Annotated in this window: 14 protein-coding genes; 7 read left to right on the top strand and 7 right to left on the bottom strand. The window is 71.0% G+C overall.

Features of this window, described 5'->3' with window-relative positions:
- Positions 1–3 precede the first annotated feature (3 nt).
- The 4 genes from BXA10_RS09360 to BXA10_RS09375 all read right to left on the bottom strand — a co-directional run bounded on the left by BXA10_RS09360 (position 4) and on the right by BXA10_RS09375 (position 1,944).
- The gene (locus BXA10_RS09360; protein ID WP_084752452.1) at positions 4–699 is read right to left on the bottom strand and encodes an MFS transporter; all 696 of its coding nucleotides are present in this window, start codon (positions 697–699) and stop codon (positions 4–6) included.
- A 79-nt stretch (positions 700–778) separates the two neighbouring features.
- Entirely contained in the window at positions 779–1,027 is a 249-nt protein-coding gene (locus BXA10_RS09365; RefSeq protein WP_139337934.1) for a hypothetical protein, read from the bottom strand.
- Positions 1,024–1,398 (bottom strand): DUF7161 family protein, encoded by a 375-nt coding sequence (locus tag BXA10_RS09370; protein ID WP_139337935.1) that lies wholly within the window; start codon positions 1,396–1,398, stop codon positions 1,024–1,026. The genes BXA10_RS09365 and BXA10_RS09370 overlap by 4 nt, the downstream gene beginning before the upstream one ends.
- 60 nt (positions 1,399–1,458) lie before the next feature.
- Positions 1,459–1,944, bottom strand: a complete 486-nt coding sequence (locus BXA10_RS09375; RefSeq protein ID WP_076469799.1) for a carboxymuconolactone decarboxylase family protein — start codon at positions 1,942–1,944, stop codon at positions 1,459–1,461.
- A 177-nt stretch (positions 1,945–2,121) separates the two neighbouring features.
- Between BXA10_RS09375 and BXA10_RS09380 the strand changes: the two genes are divergently transcribed.
- The 6 genes from BXA10_RS09380 to BXA10_RS09405 all read left to right on the top strand — a co-directional run bounded on the left by BXA10_RS09380 (position 2,122) and on the right by BXA10_RS09405 (position 12,005).
- Positions 2,122–3,057, top strand: a complete 936-nt coding sequence (locus tag BXA10_RS09380; RefSeq protein ID WP_076469801.1) for an RNA polymerase sigma-70 factor — start codon at positions 2,122–2,124, stop codon at positions 3,055–3,057.
- A 385-nt stretch (positions 3,058–3,442) separates the two neighbouring features.
- Positions 3,443–4,495 (top strand): aldo/keto reductase, encoded by a 1,053-nt coding sequence (locus BXA10_RS09385; protein ID WP_076469967.1) that lies wholly within the window; start codon positions 3,443–3,445, stop codon positions 4,493–4,495.
- Positions 4,496–4,684: 189 nt separating this feature from the next.
- Complete coding sequence (locus BXA10_RS09390; RefSeq protein WP_076469803.1) at positions 4,685–6,184, top strand: MFS transporter; 1,500 nt, start codon at positions 4,685–4,687, stop codon at positions 6,182–6,184.
- Between the two features lie 121 nt (positions 6,185–6,305).
- Entirely contained in the window at positions 6,306–9,122 is a 2,817-nt protein-coding gene (locus BXA10_RS09395; protein WP_139337936.1) for an AfsR/SARP family transcriptional regulator, read from the top strand.
- Between the two features lie 159 nt (positions 9,123–9,281).
- A complete protein-coding gene (locus BXA10_RS09400; protein ID WP_076469808.1) occupies positions 9,282–9,761 on the top strand; it encodes a sigma-70 family RNA polymerase sigma factor in 480 nt (159 codons plus the stop codon).
- A gap of 126 nt (positions 9,762–9,887) precedes the next feature.
- On the top strand, positions 9,888–12,005 hold the full coding sequence (locus tag BXA10_RS09405) for an AfsR/SARP family transcriptional regulator (RefSeq protein ID WP_139337937.1): 2,118 nt from the start codon (positions 9,888–9,890) through the stop codon (positions 12,003–12,005).
- Positions 12,006–12,047: 42 nt separating this feature from the next.
- Here the strand turns inward: BXA10_RS09405 and BXA10_RS09410 are convergent, their stop codons facing one another.
- Positions 12,048–15,416, bottom strand: a complete 3,369-nt coding sequence (locus BXA10_RS09410; protein WP_084752458.1) for a S8 family peptidase — start codon at positions 15,414–15,416, stop codon at positions 12,048–12,050.
- 197 nt (positions 15,417–15,613) lie between these two features.
- Here BXA10_RS09410 and BXA10_RS09415 point away from each other — a divergent pair, with 197 nt between their 5' ends.
- Positions 15,614–16,084 carry an SRPBCC family protein gene (locus tag BXA10_RS09415; protein ID WP_076469812.1) on the top strand — a complete coding sequence of 157 codons (471 nt, stop codon included), beginning with the start codon at positions 15,614–15,616 and terminating at the stop codon, positions 16,082–16,084.
- A 62-nt stretch (positions 16,085–16,146) separates the two neighbouring features.
- On the opposite strand, the gene BXA10_RS09420 is transcribed toward BXA10_RS09415, so the two are convergent.
- Complete coding sequence (locus BXA10_RS09420; RefSeq protein WP_076469814.1) at positions 16,147–19,053, bottom strand: ADP-ribosylglycohydrolase family protein; 2,907 nt, start codon at positions 19,051–19,053, stop codon at positions 16,147–16,149.
- Between the two features lie 181 nt (positions 19,054–19,234).
- Positions 19,235–20,278: a nucleoside hydrolase gene (locus BXA10_RS09425; protein ID WP_076469816.1), complete on the bottom strand. Its 1,044-nt coding sequence runs from the start codon at positions 20,276–20,278 to the stop codon at positions 19,235–19,237.
- Positions 20,279–20,594: the final 316 nt, after the last annotated feature.

Consider the following 20,594-nt stretch of genomic DNA (forward strand, 5'->3'; position numbering starts at 1 on the left):
CGGTCAGGGCAACGGCGCGGCGGGGGGCTGCGCCGGCCCGGACGGGCGCCGGGTCAGGGCGACGATCCCGGTCACGGCGGTGGCCAGCACCGCCACCACCTCGAGCGGCACGGCCAGCAGGAAGGGCATCCGCCAGGTCATTCCCCGCGTCAGGAACTCCCCGGCCGCTGCGGACGAGAAGCCCACCGTCAGCACCACCGCGCCGGCGACGAGTGGTGCCACCCAGACGCGCGGTAACCTCATCTGCGCGATCAGCGCCGCCGTGACGCCCCAGGCCAGACCGGCCCCGATCCCGGTCAGCACGCGGCCGAACAGCAGCAGACCGCCGCCCGGGGCCAGCGAGGTCAGCAGCGTTCCGAGAATCAGCAGGACGGCCGCGGCCAACGCGATGCCGGACGGCCAGCGCCGGCCGACCAGGACGCCGACCGGAACCGCCAGTAGCGCCGGCACCAGGTACGCGACGAGGTGTCCGGGGACCACCGAGTCGGAAAGGTGCACGTCCCGCTGCATCACCCTTCCCACCAGCCCGAACGGGACGGCGAGCAGGTAGACACCCAACAGCGTGGTGAGCGCCGGCCCGATCAGCAACCAGGCCGGGCGGACAGGGGGCGGGCCATCACCACCGATCACGAGGATCACGCTGGAGCGTGGGCCGTTCGGGGGAACCTGGTTGGCGGTGCCGGGGGATGGCGCGGTCACGCTTGAGAGCATACGGACACAGCGCTCCGCGGCAAGTAGCGTCGGTCGATGGGCGTGGATTGTCCGATACCGGGTGCGGTCACGGGCTGCCGCGCCGCCGCTGCTCGGCTTCGAGCACGTCCGCGAGCGCGGATCGCTCGGCCTGATGGCGGCCGAGAAGGTCAGCGCTGAAGGCGGTCCACGCCGCCTCCTGGGCCGGCGTCATCTGGACTCCGTCGACTTCGGACTCGACATCCGGGTGGGCGTCGAGGAACGCCGAGAAGAGCAGACCCATCTCACGGCTGTGCCGCCGGTTCAGCTCGATGCGCCGCGGATCCATCGTCCTCATGCCTCCGGGAGATCCTCGCAGAGCGCCAACTGATCGAACACCACCAACGCTACCCGGGTGGGATCGCCTGGTGGATGCACCCGCAGGGTGTGATGTGGATTCGGCCCGTCGTCGAGGATGACAACGGTCTCGATTCCCGCCGGCAGGTCGGCGGGCCAATCGATCTCGTCGGTAGGTTCCTCGACGAGGACCCGGGCCAGCCTTCCGCGCAGACCCGTCTGGTCGTAGCGCAGCGGTGTCGGATCCTGCTCGTCTCTCATCTGCTGGCCCCCGCCTTCGAAACCTCGCAGTCGTCGGCCCAGCGTATCGGCAAATTTGAGATCATGCCGGCCGGGGCGCGGTCCGTAACGGCCGAGGCAATCCGCGATCAAGCCGGCCTCCCGCCCGGCCCGGATCGAAGAATCCCGGGCCGGGCGGGAACCGTTTGGCGGTCAGTCCGACCAGCGGCCGAACATGCCGGGCTCGTAGGAGCCGCCCTGCTGGTGCACGATCACGGCGAGCCGGTTGGCCGCGTTGATCAGGGCGACCAGGCAGACCAGCGCGGCGACCTGGTCGTCGTCGTAGTGCTTGCGTACCTGCGCCCAGGTCTCGTCCGACACGCCCGGGTGGGCGTCGGCGAGCCGGGTGCCCTCTTCGGCGAGCGCCAGCGCGGCCTGCTCGGCCTCGGTGAACACGGTCGACTCGCGCCACGCGGCGACCAGGTTGAGCCGGACCGAGGTCTCACCGGCAGCGGCGGCCTCCTTGGTGTGCATGTCGATGCACCAGCCGCAGCCGTTGATCTGGCTCGCGCGCAGCGAGACCAGCTCCTGAGTGGACTTCGGCAGCGGCGACTGATGGATGGCGAGACCGGCGTTGGCGAACCGCTTGGCGAACCTGACGCCGATCTCGTTGTCGAACATGTTGAATCGGGTGTTCATCGCTTCGTCCTCACTCGTGGTGTGGGGCTGGACGAACACGAGATGCCGAAAAACCGGCCCCTGTGACAGCAGGTGACGCGCGCCACATCCAGGCAGCTGGTTACCGTCGCCGTGTCACAGAGCGGCGGGTTCCGGCATCTGGTGGGTGACCCCGTCGAGAGCGAACAGGAGCCACCCATGGCCGGCACGCCGCAGACCGCATTCGACGATCGTGGCAGCAGCAGCGACGACCGTCCGGACGCCGCCACCGAGGCGTTCCTCGCCCATCGCAACCTGCTGTTCACCGTCGCCTACGAGATGCTCGGCTCGGCCGCGGACGCGGAGGACGTGCTGCAGGAGACCTGGCTGCGGTGGGTGGAGGTGGACCTCGACGCCGTACGGGATCAGCGCGCGTACCTGGTCCGGGTCACCACCCGCCAGGCGCTCGTACGGCTGCGTACGCTCCGCCGCCGAAGGGAGTCCTACGTCGGCTCCTGGTTGCCCGAGCCGCTGCTGACCGCGCCCGACGTGGCGGAGGACATCGAGTTGGCCGAGAGCGTGTCGATGGCGATGCTGCTGGTGCTGGAGACGCTCACACCGACCGAGCGCGCGGTGTTCGTACTGCGCGAGGTGTTCGATCTGGAGTACGACGAGATCGCGGGAGCGGTCGACAAGAGCCCGGCGGCAGTCCGCCAGATCGCGCACCGGGCGCGGGCGCACGTCGCGGCACGCCGGCCGCGCGGCGTGGTCTCCGTGGCCGAGACCCGGGACGCGCTCGATGCGTTCCAGCGGGCGGTCGAAACCGGCGATCTGCAGAGCCTGGTCGACATTCTCGCGCCGGACGTCGTCCTCCTCGGCGACGGTGGCGGAGTCAAACAGGCCGTACTGCGGCCGATCCTGGGGGCCGACAAGGTGGCCCGCGTGCTGACTGCCGGGCAGGGCAGGATCGCCGGCCGGGCGGAGCTGCGGCCGGCACAGGTCAACGGCTACCCGGCGCTGATCCTCCGGCTCGACGGCGAGACCGACACCGTCGTGGCACTGCGCGTCGAAGACGGCCTCATCACCGGGCTCTACGCCGTACGCAATCCCGAGAAGCTTTCGCACATGGAGCGGGAGACGCTCCTTCGCCGCTGAGGCCGACGCTCCCGGGCGTCGGCCTGCCCGTCGGCGCGCTCGCGCGTCTGCTGCGTCACTGCGGACGGGCCGTTCGCACGATCGCCGGTACGGATCAAAAAGCGACTTTGGTGCTGATCAGGAGCGAAAGTCCCGGCCGGAGCCGTCGGCAAATGGGATGAAATTCGCATTCAGGCGTTCGTTCCGGCACGGGTATCGCCGGGGCGGCGGCCACCTCACCGCCGGCTCGACAGCGCACCGACTCGGCCGTGGTCGCCCCGCGGCGAGTCGGTGTAGCCTTTCATCGGACACCCTGTCTCGACACCATGTCCGATGACACCGACCCGGATTGGACGCTGCGGTTGCCCGCCGGTCGCCGGGCTGGACGATCAACGAGGAGCAGACGATGAAATACCGCCTTCTTGGGCGTACCGGAGTGTGGGTCTCCGAGATTTCCCTGGGCACGATGACGTTCGGGGGCGAGACCCATCCGGTCTGGGGCAGTTTGGGTGCCCTGGGTCAGGAGGATGTCGATCGCCTGGTCGGCACAGCGCTCGACGCGGGAATCAACTTCATCGACACTGCCGACTTCTACAGCGACGGGGAGTCCGAGGAACTGCTCGGCCAGTCCCTGAAGCAACGTCGGCAGGATGTCGTCCTGGCGACCAAGCTGTACTCGCCGACCGGGGCGGGGCCCAACCACAACGGGCTGTCCCGGCTGCACGTGATGCGGGCGCTGGAGCACAGTCTGCGCCGACTGCGTACGGACTACATCGATCTGTACCAGATCCACCAGTTCGACCACCTGACCCCGATCGAGGAGACGCTGAGCGCGCTCGACGACGCGGTCCGCCAGGGCAAGGTCCGCTACATCGGCTGCGCCAACCTCGCCGCCTGGCAGATCAGCCAGGCCCTGGGCATCTCCGCGAAGCACAACCAGGCCGGGTTCGTCTCGGCGCAGGTCTACTACTCGCTGCTGGGGCGGGACATCGAGCGGGAGCTGGTGCCGATGGCCGAGGCGCAGGGCGTCGGCCTGACCGTGTGGAGCCCGCTGGCCGGCGGCTTCCTCTCCGGCAAGGTCACCCGGGACGGCGTCACCGACGCCGGCTCGCGCCACGCCGCGGGCTACGAGTTCCCGCCGATCGACCGGGAGCGTGGTCACGACGTGCTCGACGTCGTCCGGGCCGTCGCCGCCCGGCACGGGGTGAGCCCGGCCCGGGTGTCGCTCGCCTGGCTGCTGGCCCAGCGCGCCGTCACCAGCGTCATCGTCGGTGCCCGCAAGGCGGAGCAGCTCGTGGACAACATGGCCGCCACCGAGCTGACCCTGACCGAGCAGGATCTGGCCGAGCTCGACGCGGTCAGCGCGTTGCCCACGGCGTACCCGAACTGGATCCAGGAGATGTTCGCCCCGACCCGGGTTCCGCAGCAGGGCGGTCGCGCCACGCCGAACGTGGCGTAGCACCGCCCGCGGCGACACCTGTCACCAGGACCAGCGCCGGCCCCGGTGAGCCGCACCGGGGCCGGCCGGCTCCGCCACCGCCACGACAGCCCGGCCCTGCACAGCTGCCATTCACGTGACCACGCGGACGAGTTCATGCCCGCCGTGTTGTCGATTTATCAATACATTGCGTACTACGGGGGATTATCCGTGTCTGCAGAAGTCGCAGCCAATCCAAAGCGCTGGACAGCGCTGCTCTTCATCTCGCTCGCCCAACTCATGGTGGTGCTCGACTCCACCATCGTGAACATCGCGCTGCCCGCCGCGCAGCACGACCTCGGCTTCTCCGACGGCACCCGGCAGTGGGTCATCACCGCCTACACCCTGGCCTTCGGGGGCCTGCTGCTGCTCGGCGGCAGGATCGCCGACATCGCCGGCCGCAAGCGCACCTTCCTGATCGGCCTGGTCGGATTCGCTGTCGCCTCGGCGGTCGGTGGCTTCGCGGTCAACACCGGCATGCTGCTCGGCGCCCGGGCACTGCAGGGCTTCTTCGCCGCCCTGCTCGCCCCGGCCGCGCTCTCCCTGGTGACCGTCACCTTCACCGAGGTGCGCGAGCGTGCCAAGGCGTTCGGCGTCTTCAGTGCCGTCGCCGGTGGTGGCGGGGCGCTCGGTCTCATCCTCGGCGGGGTGCTCACCCAGTACCTGGACTGGCGGTGGTGCCTGTACGTGAACGTGCCGATCACGCTGGTGGCCGGAGTGGGCGCCGTAGTGGTGATCCGGGACGCGGCGCACGCGCGCAACACCAACCGGCTCGACATCCCGGGCGCACTGCTGGCCAGCCTGGGCCTGGTGAGCCTGGTCTACGGGTTCACCCGGGCCGAGTCCGACGGCTGGACGGCCGCCTGGACGCTGGGCTCGTTCGCCGCCGCGGTGGTGCTGCTGGCCGCGTTCGCGGTCGTGGAGTCCGTCGTCAAGGCGCCACTGCTGCCCTTGCGCGTACTCACCGAGCGCAACCGGGGTGGCGCCTTCCTCGGGCTGGGTATCGCCGTGATCGGCATGTTCGGTCTGCTCCTGTTCATCACCTACTACCTGCAGGTGGTCAAGGGCTGGTCGCCGGTCCTCACCGGTGTGGCGTTCCTGCCCATGGTGATCGGCCTGGTCATCGGTTCCGCACAGATCGGACCGCGCCTGCTGCACCGGGTCGCGCCGCGCCTGCTGATGGCACCGGGTTTCCTGGCCGGGGCGCTCGGCATGCTGCTGCTGACCCAGCTCAAGGTCGACAGCTCGTACCCGCTGCTGATCCTGCCCGGCATGGCCCTGCTCGGCGTGGGTCTCGGCGTGGGGTTCATCACCGCCATGCACCTGGCCGCACACGGTGTGCAGCCGCGCGACGCGGGTATCGCCTCCGCGATGGTGAACACCTCGCAACAGATCGGCGGCTCCATCGGTACCGCACTGCTGAACACCGTCGCCGCCAGCTCGACCACCGCCTGGCTGGCCACGCACCTCAACGGCCGACCGACGGCGCAACTGGCGAACGAGGCGGCGGTGCACGGTTACGTCACCGCGATGTGGTGGACCGTCGGCGTGATGCTGGCCGCGGCCGCGATCGTCGTCGTGTTCGTCAACGCCAGGCGGGAAGGCGGTTCGGGGGCCCAGGCCGGCGAGGGCGGCGACCACGACGTCCCGGCCGCGGCACTCGCACACTGACGCCATCAGCCGGATCGGCCGGAGGTCCTGCTCGTGCCGGGGTACGAGCAGGACCTTCGGCGTTCGCCCTGGTCCAGTGGCCGCAGGCGTCGATACGGATCGGCCGGTTACCGTTTCCCGTGTGCGGGCGGAGTCGGACGAGACGATCGGCTTCTCGGTGCTCGGCTCGATCAGAGTGGTCCGCGCGGGCACCGAACTGCGTCTGGGTGCCCGCCAGCAGCGCCTCGTACTCGCGTTCCTGCTGGCCAGAGCAGGTTCCCCCGTCTCCCTGACGGAGCTGGTCGACCTGCTCTGGGACGATGACGCCCCGGCCAGCGCCGCGAACGTCGTGCACCGGCACGTCGGGGTGCTCCGCCGGCTGCTCGAGCCGGACCTGCCCACTCGGTCGGCGGGGCGGTACATCCCCCGGGAGCTCTCCGGCTACCGGTTACGCGTCGACGAGGAGTCGCTGGACCTGCTGAAGTTCCGGTCGCTGAGCAGGCTCGCCAGGAGGCGTCTGCAAGACGGCGATCCGGAGTCGGCGCTGCGGCACTCCCTCGACGGGCTGCGGTTGTGGCGCGGCCGGTGCGCCGCGGGGCTGGAACCCGCCTCCCGCCTGCACCCCGCGTTCCTCGCCGTCGAAGCCGAACGCGCCCAGGCCGTGCGCGAGGCCGCCGACGCCGCCGAGCGCTGCGGCCGGATGAGTGCCGTACTGGGGCCGTTGCGGCAGGCTGCGGAGCTGCACCCGCTCGACGAGTCGCTACAGAGCCGGCTGCTGCTGGCGCTGGCCGCCGACGGCCGCCAGGCGGAGGCCGTCGAGACGTACCGGGTGCTGCGCCGCAGGCTCGCCGACGAGCTGGGCATCGATCCGGGCGAGGAGCTGCGGGAGGCGTACGACCGGCTGCTGCACCAGCGCACCCCGTCAGCGCGTCCCGTGTCGCCGGCGCCGCTCCCCCGGCCCGCGCAGCTGCCGCCGGACCTGCCCTTCTTCACCGGCCGCGACGACCTCGTCGCCGAGGCCCGCGCGTTGGTGACCCGCCCGGGCGGACCACCGGTGCTCGCGATCGACGGGATGCCCGGGATCGGCAAGACCGCCCTCGCCGTTCACCTCGCGCACGAGTTCGCCGGCGCCTACCCGGACGGGCAGCTCTACGTCGACCTGCGCGGATACGACGGGCGAGAGCCGGCGATGAGCCCGACCGAGGCGCTGCGCGGCTTCCTCGGCTCGCTCGGGGTGCCGCAGGACGGGATTCCCGCCGAGTTGCACGCGCAGGCGGGCCTGTACCGCAGCAGCCTGGCCGGCCGGCGCCTGCTGATTGTGCTGGACAACTGCCGGGACGCCGAGCAGATCCGGCACCTGCTGCCGGGCAGCCCAGGCTGTCTGGTGATCGTCACGAGCCGCAGCCGGCTCAGCACGCTGCTGACCACGGCGGGCGCGCACCCGTTGCCGGTCGGTCTGCCGAGCCTCGACGAGGCCCGCGCGGCGCTCCTGCGCCCGCTCGGCGACGTCCGCCTCGCTGCGGACCCGGCCGCGATCGACGCCATCATCGCTCGCTGCGGGCGGCTACCGCTCGCGCTGGCCGTGGTGGCCGCCCGCGCGGCGGCCCGGCCGCGAACAGCACCCGCGCAGATCGCCGCCGAGTTGGCCGAAGCGCCCGCAAGCCTGGACGGTTTCGACGGCGACGACCCGCAGACCGGGCTGCGGGCCGTCTTCTCGTGGTCCTACCAGGCGCTCTCCGACCCGGCCGCGCGCCTCTTCCGGCTACTGCCGATCCATCCCGGCCCCGACATCTCGGTCGCCGGGGCGGCGGGTCTGGCCGGCGTCTCGCTGCGCACCGGTCGGGCGCTGATCGGCGAGCTGAGCCGCGCGCACCTGATCAGCGAGGACCGGCCGGGCCGCTACCGCAGCCACGACCTGCTGCTGGCCTACGCCGCAGAGCTCGGCGAGGAGCACGACAGCCCGGCCGAGCGCGCCGCCGCGGAGTTGCGCTGCCTGCAGTTCTATCGGGCCACCAGCTACCAGGCGCATCGGCGGCTGCTGACCTCCGAGTACCACCCGATGATCGAGCCGGGGCCGGGCGAGACCCCGCTGCGCTTCGCCGATCAGGGCGAGGCCATGCGCTGGTTCGCCGCCGAACGGCGGGTCCTGACCGCGCTGGTCGGCCGGGCCGCCCGGCAGGGCCGGCACACCGAGGCGTGGCAGCTCGCCCTCGGCATGCAGCAGTTCTTCGACCTCAGCGGCCGCTGGGTCGACTGGACGACGACCGGCGAGATGGCTCTCGACGCCGCCCGGGCCGGCGGCGACCTGGTCGGGCAGGCCCGGATGCACCGGAGCCTGGCCGGGGCGGCCTACTTCCGGCACGAACACGAGACCGCGCTCGGGCATCTCGACCAGGCGGTCGAACTGCTCAGCCGGCTCGGTCTGCTCGGCGAGCTGGTCCGGGCCAACATCAACCGGGCGATGATCCTGGGCGCGCAGGGGCGACACGAAGAGGTCGTAAGGGCGGTTTCCGCGGCGCTGGGGCCGGCCCGGACGGTCGGCGACGACAAGCTGCTCGCCGACTCACTGGCGGTCATGGGCGCGAGCAACGCCGAGCTGGGCCGGGCGGAAGAGGCCATGCGCTGCGCGGAGCAGGCGATGGCGCTCTCGCGCGGAGCGCGGTACGGGCTGGGCATCGCCGAGGCGTGGGAGGTGCGCGGCCGGGCGCACCACGCCCGGCACGAGCTCGGCATGGCGGTCGACTGCTGGCGCGAGGCGGCGCTCGCCTACCAGGATGCCTCGGCGCCGGCGCCGGCCGCCGAGGTGTTGGCGCTGCTCGGCGACGCCCTCGCCGCCGCCGGCCAGCAGGACGCCGCGGTACGGGCGTGGCGGGAGGCGCTGGCCCTGATCCCGTACGCCCAGACCCGCACCGGCCGACGGTTGGCGGGCCTGCTCGCGGCGGTCACGTCACGTTCGTGACCGATTGCGATCGGCGACGGCACTCGATTCGCACTCACGCGTCAGTCCAACCGCATCGCACGTCCCTAGGCTCGGGCCTCGACTCGCCGTTGTTCCTGCCTGTGGGGGTAGACAGTGCTCCGGGCATCCGATGAACCGCCGGCCGGCCGGGCCGAGCGCATGACCACACTGCACGCGGAGCATGCCCGTGCCGTGCTGCGTCTCCTGCTCCTGTTGACGCACGGCCAACGGCAGACCGCCGAGGATCTGCTCCAGGAGACGATGCTGCGGGCCTGGCGGCACCTCGACTCGGTACCGGCCGAGCCCGAGGCCGCCCGCCGGTGGCTGTTCACCGTCGCCCGGCGGCTCGTCATCGACGGCGCCCGCCTGCGACGGGGCCGCCCGGCCGAGGTCCACCTCGTCGACATGGCCTGGATTCCCGCTGGTGACGACACGACCGGCAGCGCCCTGGCGTCGTACGCCATGCGGCACGCGCTCGGGCGACTGAGCCCGGCGCAGCGCAGCCTGCTCTCCGAGGTCTACCTGGTCGGCCGGTCGCCGGAGGAGATGGCGGGCCGGTTGGGGTTGCCGATCGGCACGGTGAAGTCCCGGACCCACTATGCGCTGCGCGCGCTGCGCAGCGGCCTCAACGCGGCCTGAACAGGGACGACTCCGTCGGTGGGCAGAGTCCCAGCTCACATCGCCGCGACCGGGGCCCGATCCGGGGTGCGGGTCCTGCCACGCTGTGGCGATCCTGGCAACCGGCCCCACCTGGATCGCATCACGATGACCAGCCCGCTCTCCTTCGCAGTTCTCGGCCCGATCCGGGCCTGGCGCGGCCGGTCCGAGATCGACCTGGGCACCCGGCAGCAGCGGCTGATCCTGGCGTTGCTGCTCGTCCGGGCCGGCGGGACGGTCAGCGTCACCGAACTCGTCGACCTGCTCTGGGAGTCCGATCCCCCGTCCAGCGCGGTCAACGTGGTGCACCGGCACGTCGGGGTGCTCCGGCGGCGCTTCGAGCCGCACCTTCCGACGAGGGCGGCCGGCTCGGTGCTGATCCGCGACGGCGCCGAGTACCGGCTGCGAATCGACGGGGAGTCGCTCGACCTGAGGCGTTTCCGGCGCCTGGTGGCCGAGGCGGCGGACAGCTCCGGCGAGCCGGCCGTCGAGCTCTACCGGGAGGCGCTGGCGCTGTGGCGTGACAGGTGCGCCTCGGGCCTGCGGGCCGGTGGCCGGCCCCATCCGGAGTTCGTCGCGGTCGACGGGGAGCGGTCCGCGGCCGCCCGGGCGGCGGCCGACGCCGCCTTACGGGCCGGGTACGTCCACAGGGTGCTGCCCGCGATCCGATTGGTCGCCGAGTACGAGCCACTGGACGAGGCGCTGCAGGCACGGCTGCTGCTCGCGCTCGCCGCCGACGGCCGGCGGGCCGAGGCCCTCGCGGCGTACGCCGACATCGAGCACCGGCTCGCCGACGAACTCGGCATCCAGCCGGGCGTCGACCTGCGCGCCGCGCGGGACAGCCTGCTCCGCCACCACTTTCCGGCCGCCGGCCCCGAGTCACCGCACGCCGCCACACCCACCCTCGTACGGCCCGCAGCGCCACCTGCCCGCACGCAGGCCGCCATCAGCCGCCCGGTCTCCACCCGGCCAGGCGGGCCGCCCGGCGGCGTGGAGGCCGAATCATGGCCGCCGGCCGAACTGGAGTTCTCGCGACCGGCCCGGGCCGAGCGGCCGGCCCAGTTGCCCGCCGACCATCCCTACTTCACCGGCCGCCGGGCCGCGCTGGCCGCCGCGGAGGAGCTGCTGGCCGCAGACCCGCCGGCCAGCGCGTTGGTCATCGACGGGATGCCCGGCGTCGGGAAGACGACGTTCGCGGTGCACCTGGCTCACCGGTTGGCCACCCGCTACAACGACGGGCAGCTGCACGCGGACCTGCGTGGTTTCGATTCCGGTGACTCGGTGATGACGCCGGCCGAGGCGCTGCGCGGCTTCCTGTGGTCGCTCGGCGTCGCGCCGGGCGCCATCCCGGCCGAGCTGCACGCCCAGGCCGGTCTCTACCGCAGCATCCTGGCCGAGCGCCGGATGCTGATCCTGCTCGACAACTGCCGCGACTGGGACCAGATCCGCCACCTGCTGCCCGGTGTCGGCGGCAGCCTCGTCATCGCCACCAGCCGTCGTCGGATCACCGGCGTGCCCGGCCCGGTCGGTGCCCACTCGTTGCACCTCGATCTGCCGACCATCGCCGAGGCACACGAGTTGCTCATCCGCCGCCTCGGCGACGCGGCGACCGCCGACCGGGCCGCCGTCGACGAGATCATCACGCGGTGCGGGCGGCTGCCGCTGGCCCTGGCGCTGGTCGCCACCCGCAGTGTCGGCCGGCGCGGGCTCAGCCTGCCCGCGGTCGCCGCCGAGCTGGCCGAGGCCGATGGCCGGCTGACCGGCTTCGGGGACGCGCACGCCGATCTGGCGACCGTCTTCTCCTGGTCGTACCGGGCCCTCTCGCCCGAGGCGGCTCGACTCTTCCGGCTGTTGCCGCTGCACCCGGCCGGTGAGTTCAGCGCGGAAGCGGTGGCTGCCCTGGGCGGCCTGTCCCCGCGTTCCGCCCGTAGCCTGCTCGCCGAACTCGGCGCCCAACTGCTGGTCGAGCCCGGCGACGGCCGGTGGCGGATGCACGACCTGCTGCGCGCCTACGCCGTGGAGCTCGGGGAGGAACACGACGACGTCGCCGAGCGCGATGCCGCCGTCGAACGGCTCCACGACCATCACGCATCGGCGAATTCCGCTTCACGGAACAGTGGTCCGGCCTCGGCCGGCCAGGAGTGGAGCGAGACCCTCGCCGGGCTCGACGGCACGGGCTCGCCGCCGGCCCGGCGGATGGGCGACGGGCCGGGCCGGCACCGGTGACCCGGACGCGGCGCCGGTGCGCGCCGCGTCCGGGGGCAACCGTCAGTACCGGTAGGCGCGGATGACGGTCTGCTTGACCGTGTTACCGCTGGTGTCCGTCGCGGCGCCACGCAGGGAGACGAAGCCGTGGCCGGTCGGGTTCTGCACCAGGGCGACCGCCTTCTCACCGGACCGCCGCACCGTCAGCGGCTGCCAGGTCTTGCCGTCGTCGAAGGACGCGTCGACGGTCAAGGTCTTGGTCCGGCCCGGTGCCGCGCCGACCTGACGGTCGAGCGAGATCGGGATCGCGAACAGTTGCCCGGCCGGGGCACGGTTGTCCAGGTCGAGCTCCGGGGTGTACCGGATCGCCGTCATCGGCAGCTTGACCAGGTCGCCGTCGCTCACGTGCCCGGACTTGAACGTCCACTCCGCGTCGACGACCGTCGACAGGGTGAACGCCGGGTCGCTCTGGAACTTCGCGGTCAGCTTGTAGTCACCCTCCTCCGCGGGCACGTCCCACGCCCACGGCGCCTGGTTCGCGTCACCGATCTTGACTCCGTTGCGGTAGACGTCCACCTGCACGCTGCCACCGACGACGTGCCGGAAGCCCATGTGCCCGGCGCCGTCGCCGTGCAGCGGCCCCGGTCCGCCGATCGTGTCACCCCAGTAGCGGGTGGCGTACTGCTGGCCGAAGTTCGGCTCCGGGAAGACGGGGCCGACCACGCCGTTGGCCCACTTCACGTTGTACGTGTGCCCGGGCTTGAAGCTGGTCCACGCCGACTCGTAGTACGTGTACCCCTGCTGTCCCGCAACCGACTGCCACACCGCCTTCTTGTCCTGGTTGTAGTACTCGGTGATGGTGCTCGGCACGTCGTAGGTGAAGCTCGGCGGGGCCTGGCGCCCGTCGGCCGAGCGGTGGATCGCCGAGTTCCCGGGTGCGTGCGCGAACGCGAGCCGCGACACCGGTACACCGGCCACGTCCGCGCTGACCTGGGAGCGGACCGTGGCGAAGTCCCGTGCGCCCAGGTGGCGGGTCAGCCCGGTCATCATCCTCTCCGGCTCGTAGAGGTAGACCCGGTAGACGTACGGGCTGTTGTGCAGGCTGCCGTCCTGGGCCACCTGGCCCCAGATCCCGTTGACGTAGGAGACGAAGCCGGGCGTCTTGCCGGCCCCGATCTGCGCGGTCCGCAGGTGGTCGAAGGGAAGGTTCATCAGCACGGCGAACGGGTCGTTACTGCCCCAGATCTGCGGCTGCTCGGTCCGGATCGTCCAGCCGGCCTCGGGGAAGATCAGGGTGGCCTTCGGGTTCGGCACCGACACGGCGATCGGCTTCGCCAGGCGGGTGTCCATGGTGAGCGCCTGGTCCCTGGTCAGGTCGAGGCTCGGGCGCACCAACGAGGTGATCTGCGGGAAGTAGGCGTCGCCACTCTGCATGTAGGTCTGGACCAGGTAGCGGCCCGCCCGGATCCGGTACGTGGTGGTCTCGGGATCGGTGAGCTGCAGCGTGGTCTGCCGGTCCAGGTCGGTCAGGAGGGTCACCCAGCCCTGCTCGGGCGTGGGCGCTCCGCCGTCCGGCCCCACCAGCTTGAGGGTCAGCTGACTGCGGGCGATGTCGAGCGCGACCGGGGTCTGCACCTGTACGCCGTCGCCGCTGGCGGTCACCTCACCGCCGAAGTACTGGTCGGGCAGGTCGGCGCCGGCCTGCACCGTGACGTTGACGGTGGCCGTGCCGCCGGCCGGGACAGTCACCGAGGAGGCACTGAGCCCGAACACGCCGGCCGGCGCCGGGGCGCCGTCGGCGCCCTTGGCGTCGAGCGAGACGGCCAGGGTGACGGCGGAGGAGCCGGTGTTCGCGTACGTGATCGTGCGCTGCTGAGCGGTGGTGGTGCGTTCGAAGGCGACGCTGACCGGGCTCGCCGTGACGGTCTGCCGGGTCGCCCGCGCCACGTCGAGGAAGCCCGCGCCCTGCTCGTAGACACCGATGGCGGGGTTCGGCTTCGCGGCCGCCATCAGCGTGGACTTGATCCGCTCGGGCGTCCAGTCCGGGTGCTGCTGGGTCAGGAGCGCCGCCGCGCCGGCCACGTGCGGAGTGGCCATCGAGGTGCCGTTCAAGCTGGTGTACTGCGGGTTCTCCTCGTACGGCCACAGGCCGGACGTCGCGCTGCGGGCGGCGACGATGCCGACGCCGGGCGCGGTGATGTCCGGCTTGATGCCGGCGTCGCCCGTGCGCGGGCCCCGGCTGGAGAACTCGGCCAGTTCGCCCGTCTTCGTCACGGCGCCCACGGTCAGCGCCTCTGCCACGCTGCCGGGCGAGTTCACCGTGGACTCGCCGGCCTCGCCGCTGTTGCCGGCGGCGACCACGAAGAGCGTGCCGTAGCGGTGGGTGAGGTCGGCCACGGCCGCCTCGATCGGGTCCGTCTCCGGGCTGTCCGGGCCACCGAGGCTCATGTTGACGACCTTGACGCCCTGCTGCGCCACCCAGGTCATGCCGGCCAGCATCGCCGACTCCGGGCAACCCTCCTCGACACAGACCTTGGCGCTGTAGATCGTCGCGTCGGGTGCCATGCCCTTGTAACGGCCCTGCGACGCCTCGCCGCCGCCGGCGATGGTGGAGGCGACGTGGGTGCCGTGGCCGACCCGGTCCAGGGCGTCCGGGTCGGAGGTGAAGTTCTCGGCGGCTGCGACGCGGCCGGCCAGGTCGGGGTGGGTCTGGTCGACGCCGGTGTCGACCACGCCGACCTTCACCCCGGCACCCGTCCAGCCCGCCTGCCAGGCCTCCGGCGCGCCGGTCAGCGGGACGCTGACGTCGAGGGTGGGCTTGCGCAGCCCGTCGAGCCAGATCTTGTCGAACCCGGCCCGCAGGCGCCGCTCGGTGCCACCCGCGGTGGACGTGACGCCGTTCCAGAAGGAGACCGCCTCCGTGCGGCTCTCCGCGACGGCGCTCAGCCCGGGAAGCTCCCGGGTGGTCCGGGCGCCGGCCAGCCCGGCCGGGGCGGCGCTGCCGTGTTGCACGATGAGCGGCAGGGTGGCCCGGGTGTCGTCGTAACCGAATTCGACAAGCGTCGAGATGTCGAAGAGGCGCTCGTCGAGCTTGCCCCGGTTGAGCAGGTTGACGGCGTCGGCGGGGATGACCCGCACGTTCTCGCCGGCGCTGTGGGTGATGAACGGGATCCGTTCCCGTCCCTTGCCCGGTACGACGTTGACGGCCGTCTGGCCGTTCACCGCGCTGACGTGGACGGTGTCGCCGGTGACCAACGTGATCGTCCGGGGCTTGGCGGCGACCGCGGGTACGGTCGCCGGCTTCGCCACCGCCGGTGTGGTCGCCGGCTTCGCGGCCCGGGGCTGCGCGGACGCGGGTGTGCCGCCCGGCACCACCGCTGAGACGCCCAGCACCACCAGTGCCAGCGCCGATAAGTTGCGAACTGATCGCATCGTTCTCCTAGAGGAATGCGAGGGGTATCCGGGCGCACCAGACGTGAATGGCGGATGAAAGTTCAAGTCAAGTGACGCAGGTCACAACCGTCGGACCGTCGGGCGCGACCGGGACGGGCGGCAAAAGCCGAGGAAGCCACTCGTCACCGGTCCGCCGCGAGCTGGGTGAGGCGATCGCCGCGGCGTAGGTTGGGGACGTGCCGCTGATCGACATCACCACCGTCGTCCCGGCGCCGCTGGAACAGGTCTTCGACCTGTCGCTGGACGTCGATGCACATACCGCCTCGATGTCGTCGGGCGGAGAGCGAGCGGTGGCCGGCGTCATGTCCGGCCGGATGTCGCTGGGGGACTCGGTCACCTGGGTCGCCCGGCACTTCGGCGTCCGCTGGCGGATGACGTCCCGGATCAACGCGTACGACCGCCCGCACCGCTTCGTCGACGAGCAGGTCGCCGGCCCCTTCCGCCGCTGGCGCCACGAGCACACCTTCGTCCCGGGTGCGGCGAGCGGAACCACGGTCATGCGTGACGTGATCGACTTCGCCGCCCCGTACGGTCTGCTCGGGTGGCTGATCACCGAGACGCTGCTGCACCGGTACCTGCGTCGGCTGATCGAGTCGCGCAACACCTACCTGGTGAGCGCTCTAGCCGGCGGATCGGACCCACACTGACACCGGCAAGCGGGGCGCTCGTACCTGACGGTACGAGCGCCCCGACGAGGCAGGCTCTCCAGTCACCTCGCCGTTGACTGCGGCTGCAGCTCGATGGTGTCGACCCCGAAGCCGTACCGCGGCGAGGTCGCCTGCTTGCCGGTTACGACGAAGCTGAGCTCGTGCATCCCGGCGGTGAGGTCGACGGAACCGTAGGTCTGGCGATCGATCGCCACGTCCCCGGATGTCGAATGGTCGTAGGCTTCCCCGAGCGGCTCGCCGTCGAGCGTCCGGGTCTGGATCCCGAAGTCCCAGGCCTTGGTGTACGCCAGAGTCAGGTCGTAACGGCCGGCCTGCGGCACCTCGAAACGCAGGGTGAGTCGGTCACCGACCTTTTCTGCCTGGAACCAGAGCTGTCGGCCGTCGGACCAGTTCACTCCGCAGCAGTCGCCCTGGATCTGGTACGGCGCGGTCGCCTCCGCCGGCGGTGTCAACGACTCCGCCTCGATCAGGAAGACAGAACCAGTGGTGGCCGAGGCCAGGTTCGAAACGGTTCCCTCGACGCCGCCGTCGTCCACCGGGATCACCCGGTAGTGCCAGGTCTCGTTCAACCCGGTTTCCGTGTGCGCGAAGGAGGTGTCGTCGACCTCCGCGAGCAGCGTGGCCGGTCCCACGACGAAGCCCGGGTCGGTCGACCCGTACACCCGGTATCGCACGAGGCCCTTCCCGGCGTCGGCCGGCCGCCAGCCCAGCTGGATGCTGTTCCCCCGCCCTGCGGTGGCCACCAGGGGACGGATGTCATTGAAGGTGAACACGGAGACCACCGCGGTGGCGGACGGGATGGCGATTCCGGCGACGCTCGCCTCGGCAGTCAGGTGCCGGAGCCCCAGGGTGCGCGTATCTTCCGGCACCTGGACCTGGAACACGGCGGACGCCTGCCCGCCGGGTCGCATGTTGCGGAAGTTCACGCTCTTCGGCGACACTCGCAGTCCGTCCGCGTCGAGCGTGAGGCGGCCGTTCCACGGGCGTGCCCCGCCGTGCGGGAGCGCGACGACGACCTTCAGCTTCGCACCGGGCGTGAGGGCGGCGGATGCGGGAGTGACCATCAGGGGCGAGTCGACGACTCCGCTTCCGCGGGATTTGGCAGGTGCGAGCGCGTCGACCTCGGCGACGCTCGCGTATTCGCTCTCCCCCAGGTCTCCGACCACCCGCACGCCCGTCACTCGCAGCGAGCGCCCGAGGGCGAAATCCACGATCTGGTACGGCTGCTCGCTACTCGGCTTGCTCAGCTGTACGACGCTCGACGGTGGCTTCTGCCAGCGGCCGTCGAGCCCTCGCAACTCGACCCGGGCTGACTTCAGCCAGCCGCCGGTCTGCGTGGTGTCGCCTCCCATGAAGCGCACCGTGTCGACCTCCACAGGGCGGTCGTAGGTCACGTCGAACGTCGCCGGCCCGTCGATGCGTCCGGTGAAGAACGTGGCATTCTGCCGGGGTTCGTTGCCGGAGAAGTTCGCTTCGCGTCCGTCGGCGAACAGCGCCGGGTCCGGACGCCCGCCGCCATCGCTCGTTCCGGTCGCCGAAGTGGTCGACTGAACCTTGCCGCCGGCCCGTCTTACCTGGTTGTTGGCACTGCGCAGGTACAGGTCGACCGCCGGGTTGGCGCTGGCGAGGCTGGCGGGGCGTCCAGGGTCGGGGGCCGGGACCATCGGGATGGCCCAGCCCTTGGTCGAGACCGTGCCGCCCCCGGAGCGGACCATCTCGTCCACCAGCGGCAGCATGCGGCCGGCGAGCATGGTGAAGGTGTCCTCGGCCTGCGCATCGTCTGGCAGGTAGTCAGGCATGTTGTCGCGGGTGCGGTTGATGTTGTACCGGTCCGAGAGAGTCACTCCGGGGAACTGTGCCCGGATGTAATCCGTGCCGCGCATCAGGCCAATGAGGCCGCCCAGCGTAGCGGTGGGATTGTCGGAGTCCCAGCCGGACAGGGTCCCGATCTGAATGGTGCGCCGGTAGTCGGTCTGCCCGTACAGCAGCGCCATGATTCCCGTGGCGAAGTTGATCGCGGCCTCGACGTCGGCGCGGTAAATGAAGCCGTGTTCCGCCGCGTCCACCTGATAACGCTGGTGAATCCGGTCGCGAGTCTTCTCCCAGTCGTTCACGTCCGGGTTGGCCAGGAAGTCGGCGAGGACGAAGTCGACGATGTCCGCCGCCTTCGACGTGTTCGGTAGGAACCTGCGTGCCTCTCGGGTCAGCCACAACGCCTGGTCGCGCCCGGTCATCCGCTGGTCGACGACCGGGGCGAGGGCGTACAACGCCACGTAGTACTGGGAGATGTGGGTGGCATAGCCGTCCGCCGTGGTGCGGATCGGCAGGTCCGCCAGCTGTAGGGCGCGGTCGGGCCGACCGGGGGCGACCGCACCGAACACCTCGGTCGTGAGCTGCGCGTCGATCATGAGCGAGTCGGTGTTCGCGACGTTCATTCCGGTGGACGGCGGCAGGATGCCGCGCTCCATCAGTCCTCGGGCGCGCGCGTCGGACACCCAGATGAAGTTGTTGATGTGCCTTCGCCACCCGTCGGCGATCTGCTCGGGCGACAACCAGGGGCTGCCCGCGACGTTGGCCATCAGGTGCGTGTAGACGTACTCGATGTCGGTGTCGTCATCGGCTCCCCACGGGTCCTGGATGACGAAGTCGATCGGCGCACCGCCCTGCCCCTGGTTGGTGCCCCAGTCGTCGTCTGTATAGAAGGGGGGTTTGGCCCGTTGCAGCTCGGTGCGGAGTCCGGTCCAGTTCGCGATGCACTCGGCGAGCCACATGGCCTGGAGCCGGTCGGCGTACGTCTCTCTGCTCAGCGAGAGCCTGTCTCCGGGTCCGCTCACGGAGGTGGCGCCGGCGGCGGCCGAGGTGTGGGCGGCCTGCGTGGTCGGGGCCGGCCCGATCGCCGCAGCCGGGGCGGGTGGTGCCGCCAGGGCGGTGGCCGCACAGGCGGCCACCGCCCCGACGGCAATCGTTCGGGTAACTCGTCGCGCTCCGTACATTCCGGGTCCTCCCTGCTCACGTACCTGCGGGAGCCGGTCCGGTGAGGGGGCGCGGGCCGCCCTCACCGCACGGCCGTGTCAAGTCATGGCCGCCGGTGGCACCGGGCCGGGCACCGACGGCTGTCCGGTCGGAGGGTCATCCGTCGTGCCGGTGGCGTCCCGACTCGGGTGGCTGGACCATCCATTCCTCGAGCACACCGGCGATCTCGCCGTCCGGGGCGGTCGTCTCGAGGTAGTAGCGGTTCGCGCCCGGTGTGGGGGTCCAGGTGTTCGATCCGTCGGCGGCGAAGTTGACGACGCCCGGCTCGGATGGCCGGAACATCCCGTTTCCGCCGAGCACCGCGTAGTAGACGGCAGTGATGTCCCAGCTCTCGCGGTTGTTCCCGAAGCCGACGTAGAGCTCGTAGGCGGCCCGGACCGGGTTGACCGGCGGGGTTCTGAAGAACAGTTGCCGTCCGGTGTAGATGCTGTCGCCCACCTCGAAGCCGCTGTAGATGACCGGCGTCGGCCAGCGTTCAGCGACGGTGGCGGCTGCTTCCGGGTCGAGTCGGATGTTCCACTCGAAGCCGCTCGGGAACTGGGCGCCCATCGCGACAACGTGGTGGACCTTCTTCGCCACCAGTTGCGTGCCGGAGAGCCTGCTGTGGTGGTCGGGATGTGATGCCAGCAGCTGGGCCAGGTTGGTCTGGCCACCCACCACGGCGATCACCACGCTGTGGTCGGGCTGCTTGGCGAGGATCTTCCGGTACAGGTCGACGGCCTCGGGTACGCGGGAGGAGTCCCGCACATCGTTCGGGAAGGACTTCGCGAGGTGCTCGGCGTACGTCGAGAGGTTGTTGTTCTCCGGGTCGTCGTAGCCCGGTTCGAGCGCACCGATGGGGATGTTCCCGTTGCGGTAATACGTGTTGATGGCGTCGAGCCCGGGGGCGGCCCAACGTGTCAGGTTGCTGGTCATCATCGCCAGCACCCGCACCTTGCCGTCGTCCTGCATCGCGTTGAGCATCGCGGCAGCGCCGGCGTCGTCGACGTCGCCGCCGAAGTCGGTGTCGAAGATGAGCCTGACCGGTTGCGGGTGGTGGCGTCCGGACGCGGACGACGGTGGTGCGCCGACCGCCGCGGCGGCGAGCGCAGTCGCGATGACGGCAACGATCCCGCGGGCTAGTCTTCGTCCTCCAAGCATTCGCGGTTCCCTTCTGTCCATGCTTGCAACTCGTGTTGTCAACACGTGTTGCAGTCATCGAAGCCAATCTCCGAAACGGGCGGCAAGACAGTGACCAGGGTCGTTACATGTTCGTAACCGAAGGCCGCCTCGCGCTCCGCGACCGCCACTGACGCGCCGCCGCCATGTCCATCCTCTTTGGACTGCACTGTGACGCAGGCCGAGCGGGGTGACCAGTTCGAGCGACATGCATCGGCCCGGCACGCATCGACAACGTGCTACATAACGGATCGATCACGAAGGGTTGCCGTCATGAATGCGGGTGCCGCAAGCTGCC

The sequence above is a fragment of the Micromonospora avicenniae genome (genome assembly GCF_900156065.1).
GTDB lineage: Bacteria > Actinomycetota > Actinomycetes > Mycobacteriales > Micromonosporaceae > Micromonospora > Micromonospora avicenniae.

Excerpts from the sequence above, each read along its gene's own strand:
- BXA10_RS09365 (WP_139337934.1), bottom strand. The coding sequence starts at position 1,027 with ATGAGGACGATGGATCCGCGGCGCATCGAGCTGAACCGGCGGCACAGC.
- BXA10_RS09375 (WP_076469799.1), bottom strand. The coding sequence starts at position 1,944 with ATGAACACCCGATTCAACATGTTCGACAACGAGATCGGCGTCAGGTTC.
- BXA10_RS09380 (WP_076469801.1), top strand. The coding sequence starts at position 2,122 with ATGGCCGGCACGCCGCAGACCGCATTCGACGATCGTGGCAGCAGCAGC.
- BXA10_RS09385 (WP_076469967.1), top strand. The coding sequence starts at position 3,443 with ATGAAATACCGCCTTCTTGGGCGTACCGGAGTGTGGGTCTCCGAGATT.
- BXA10_RS09400 (WP_076469808.1), top strand. The coding sequence starts at position 9,282 with ATGACCACACTGCACGCGGAGCATGCCCGTGCCGTGCTGCGTCTCCTG.
- BXA10_RS09405 (WP_139337937.1), top strand. The coding sequence starts at position 9,888 with ATGACCAGCCCGCTCTCCTTCGCAGTTCTCGGCCCGATCCGGGCCTGG.
- BXA10_RS09410 (WP_084752458.1), bottom strand. The coding sequence starts at position 15,416 with ATGCGATCAGTTCGCAACTTATCGGCGCTGGCACTGGTGGTGCTGGGC.
- BXA10_RS09425 (WP_076469816.1), bottom strand. The coding sequence starts at position 20,278 with ATGCTTGGAGGACGAAGACTAGCCCGCGGGATCGTTGCCGTCATCGCG.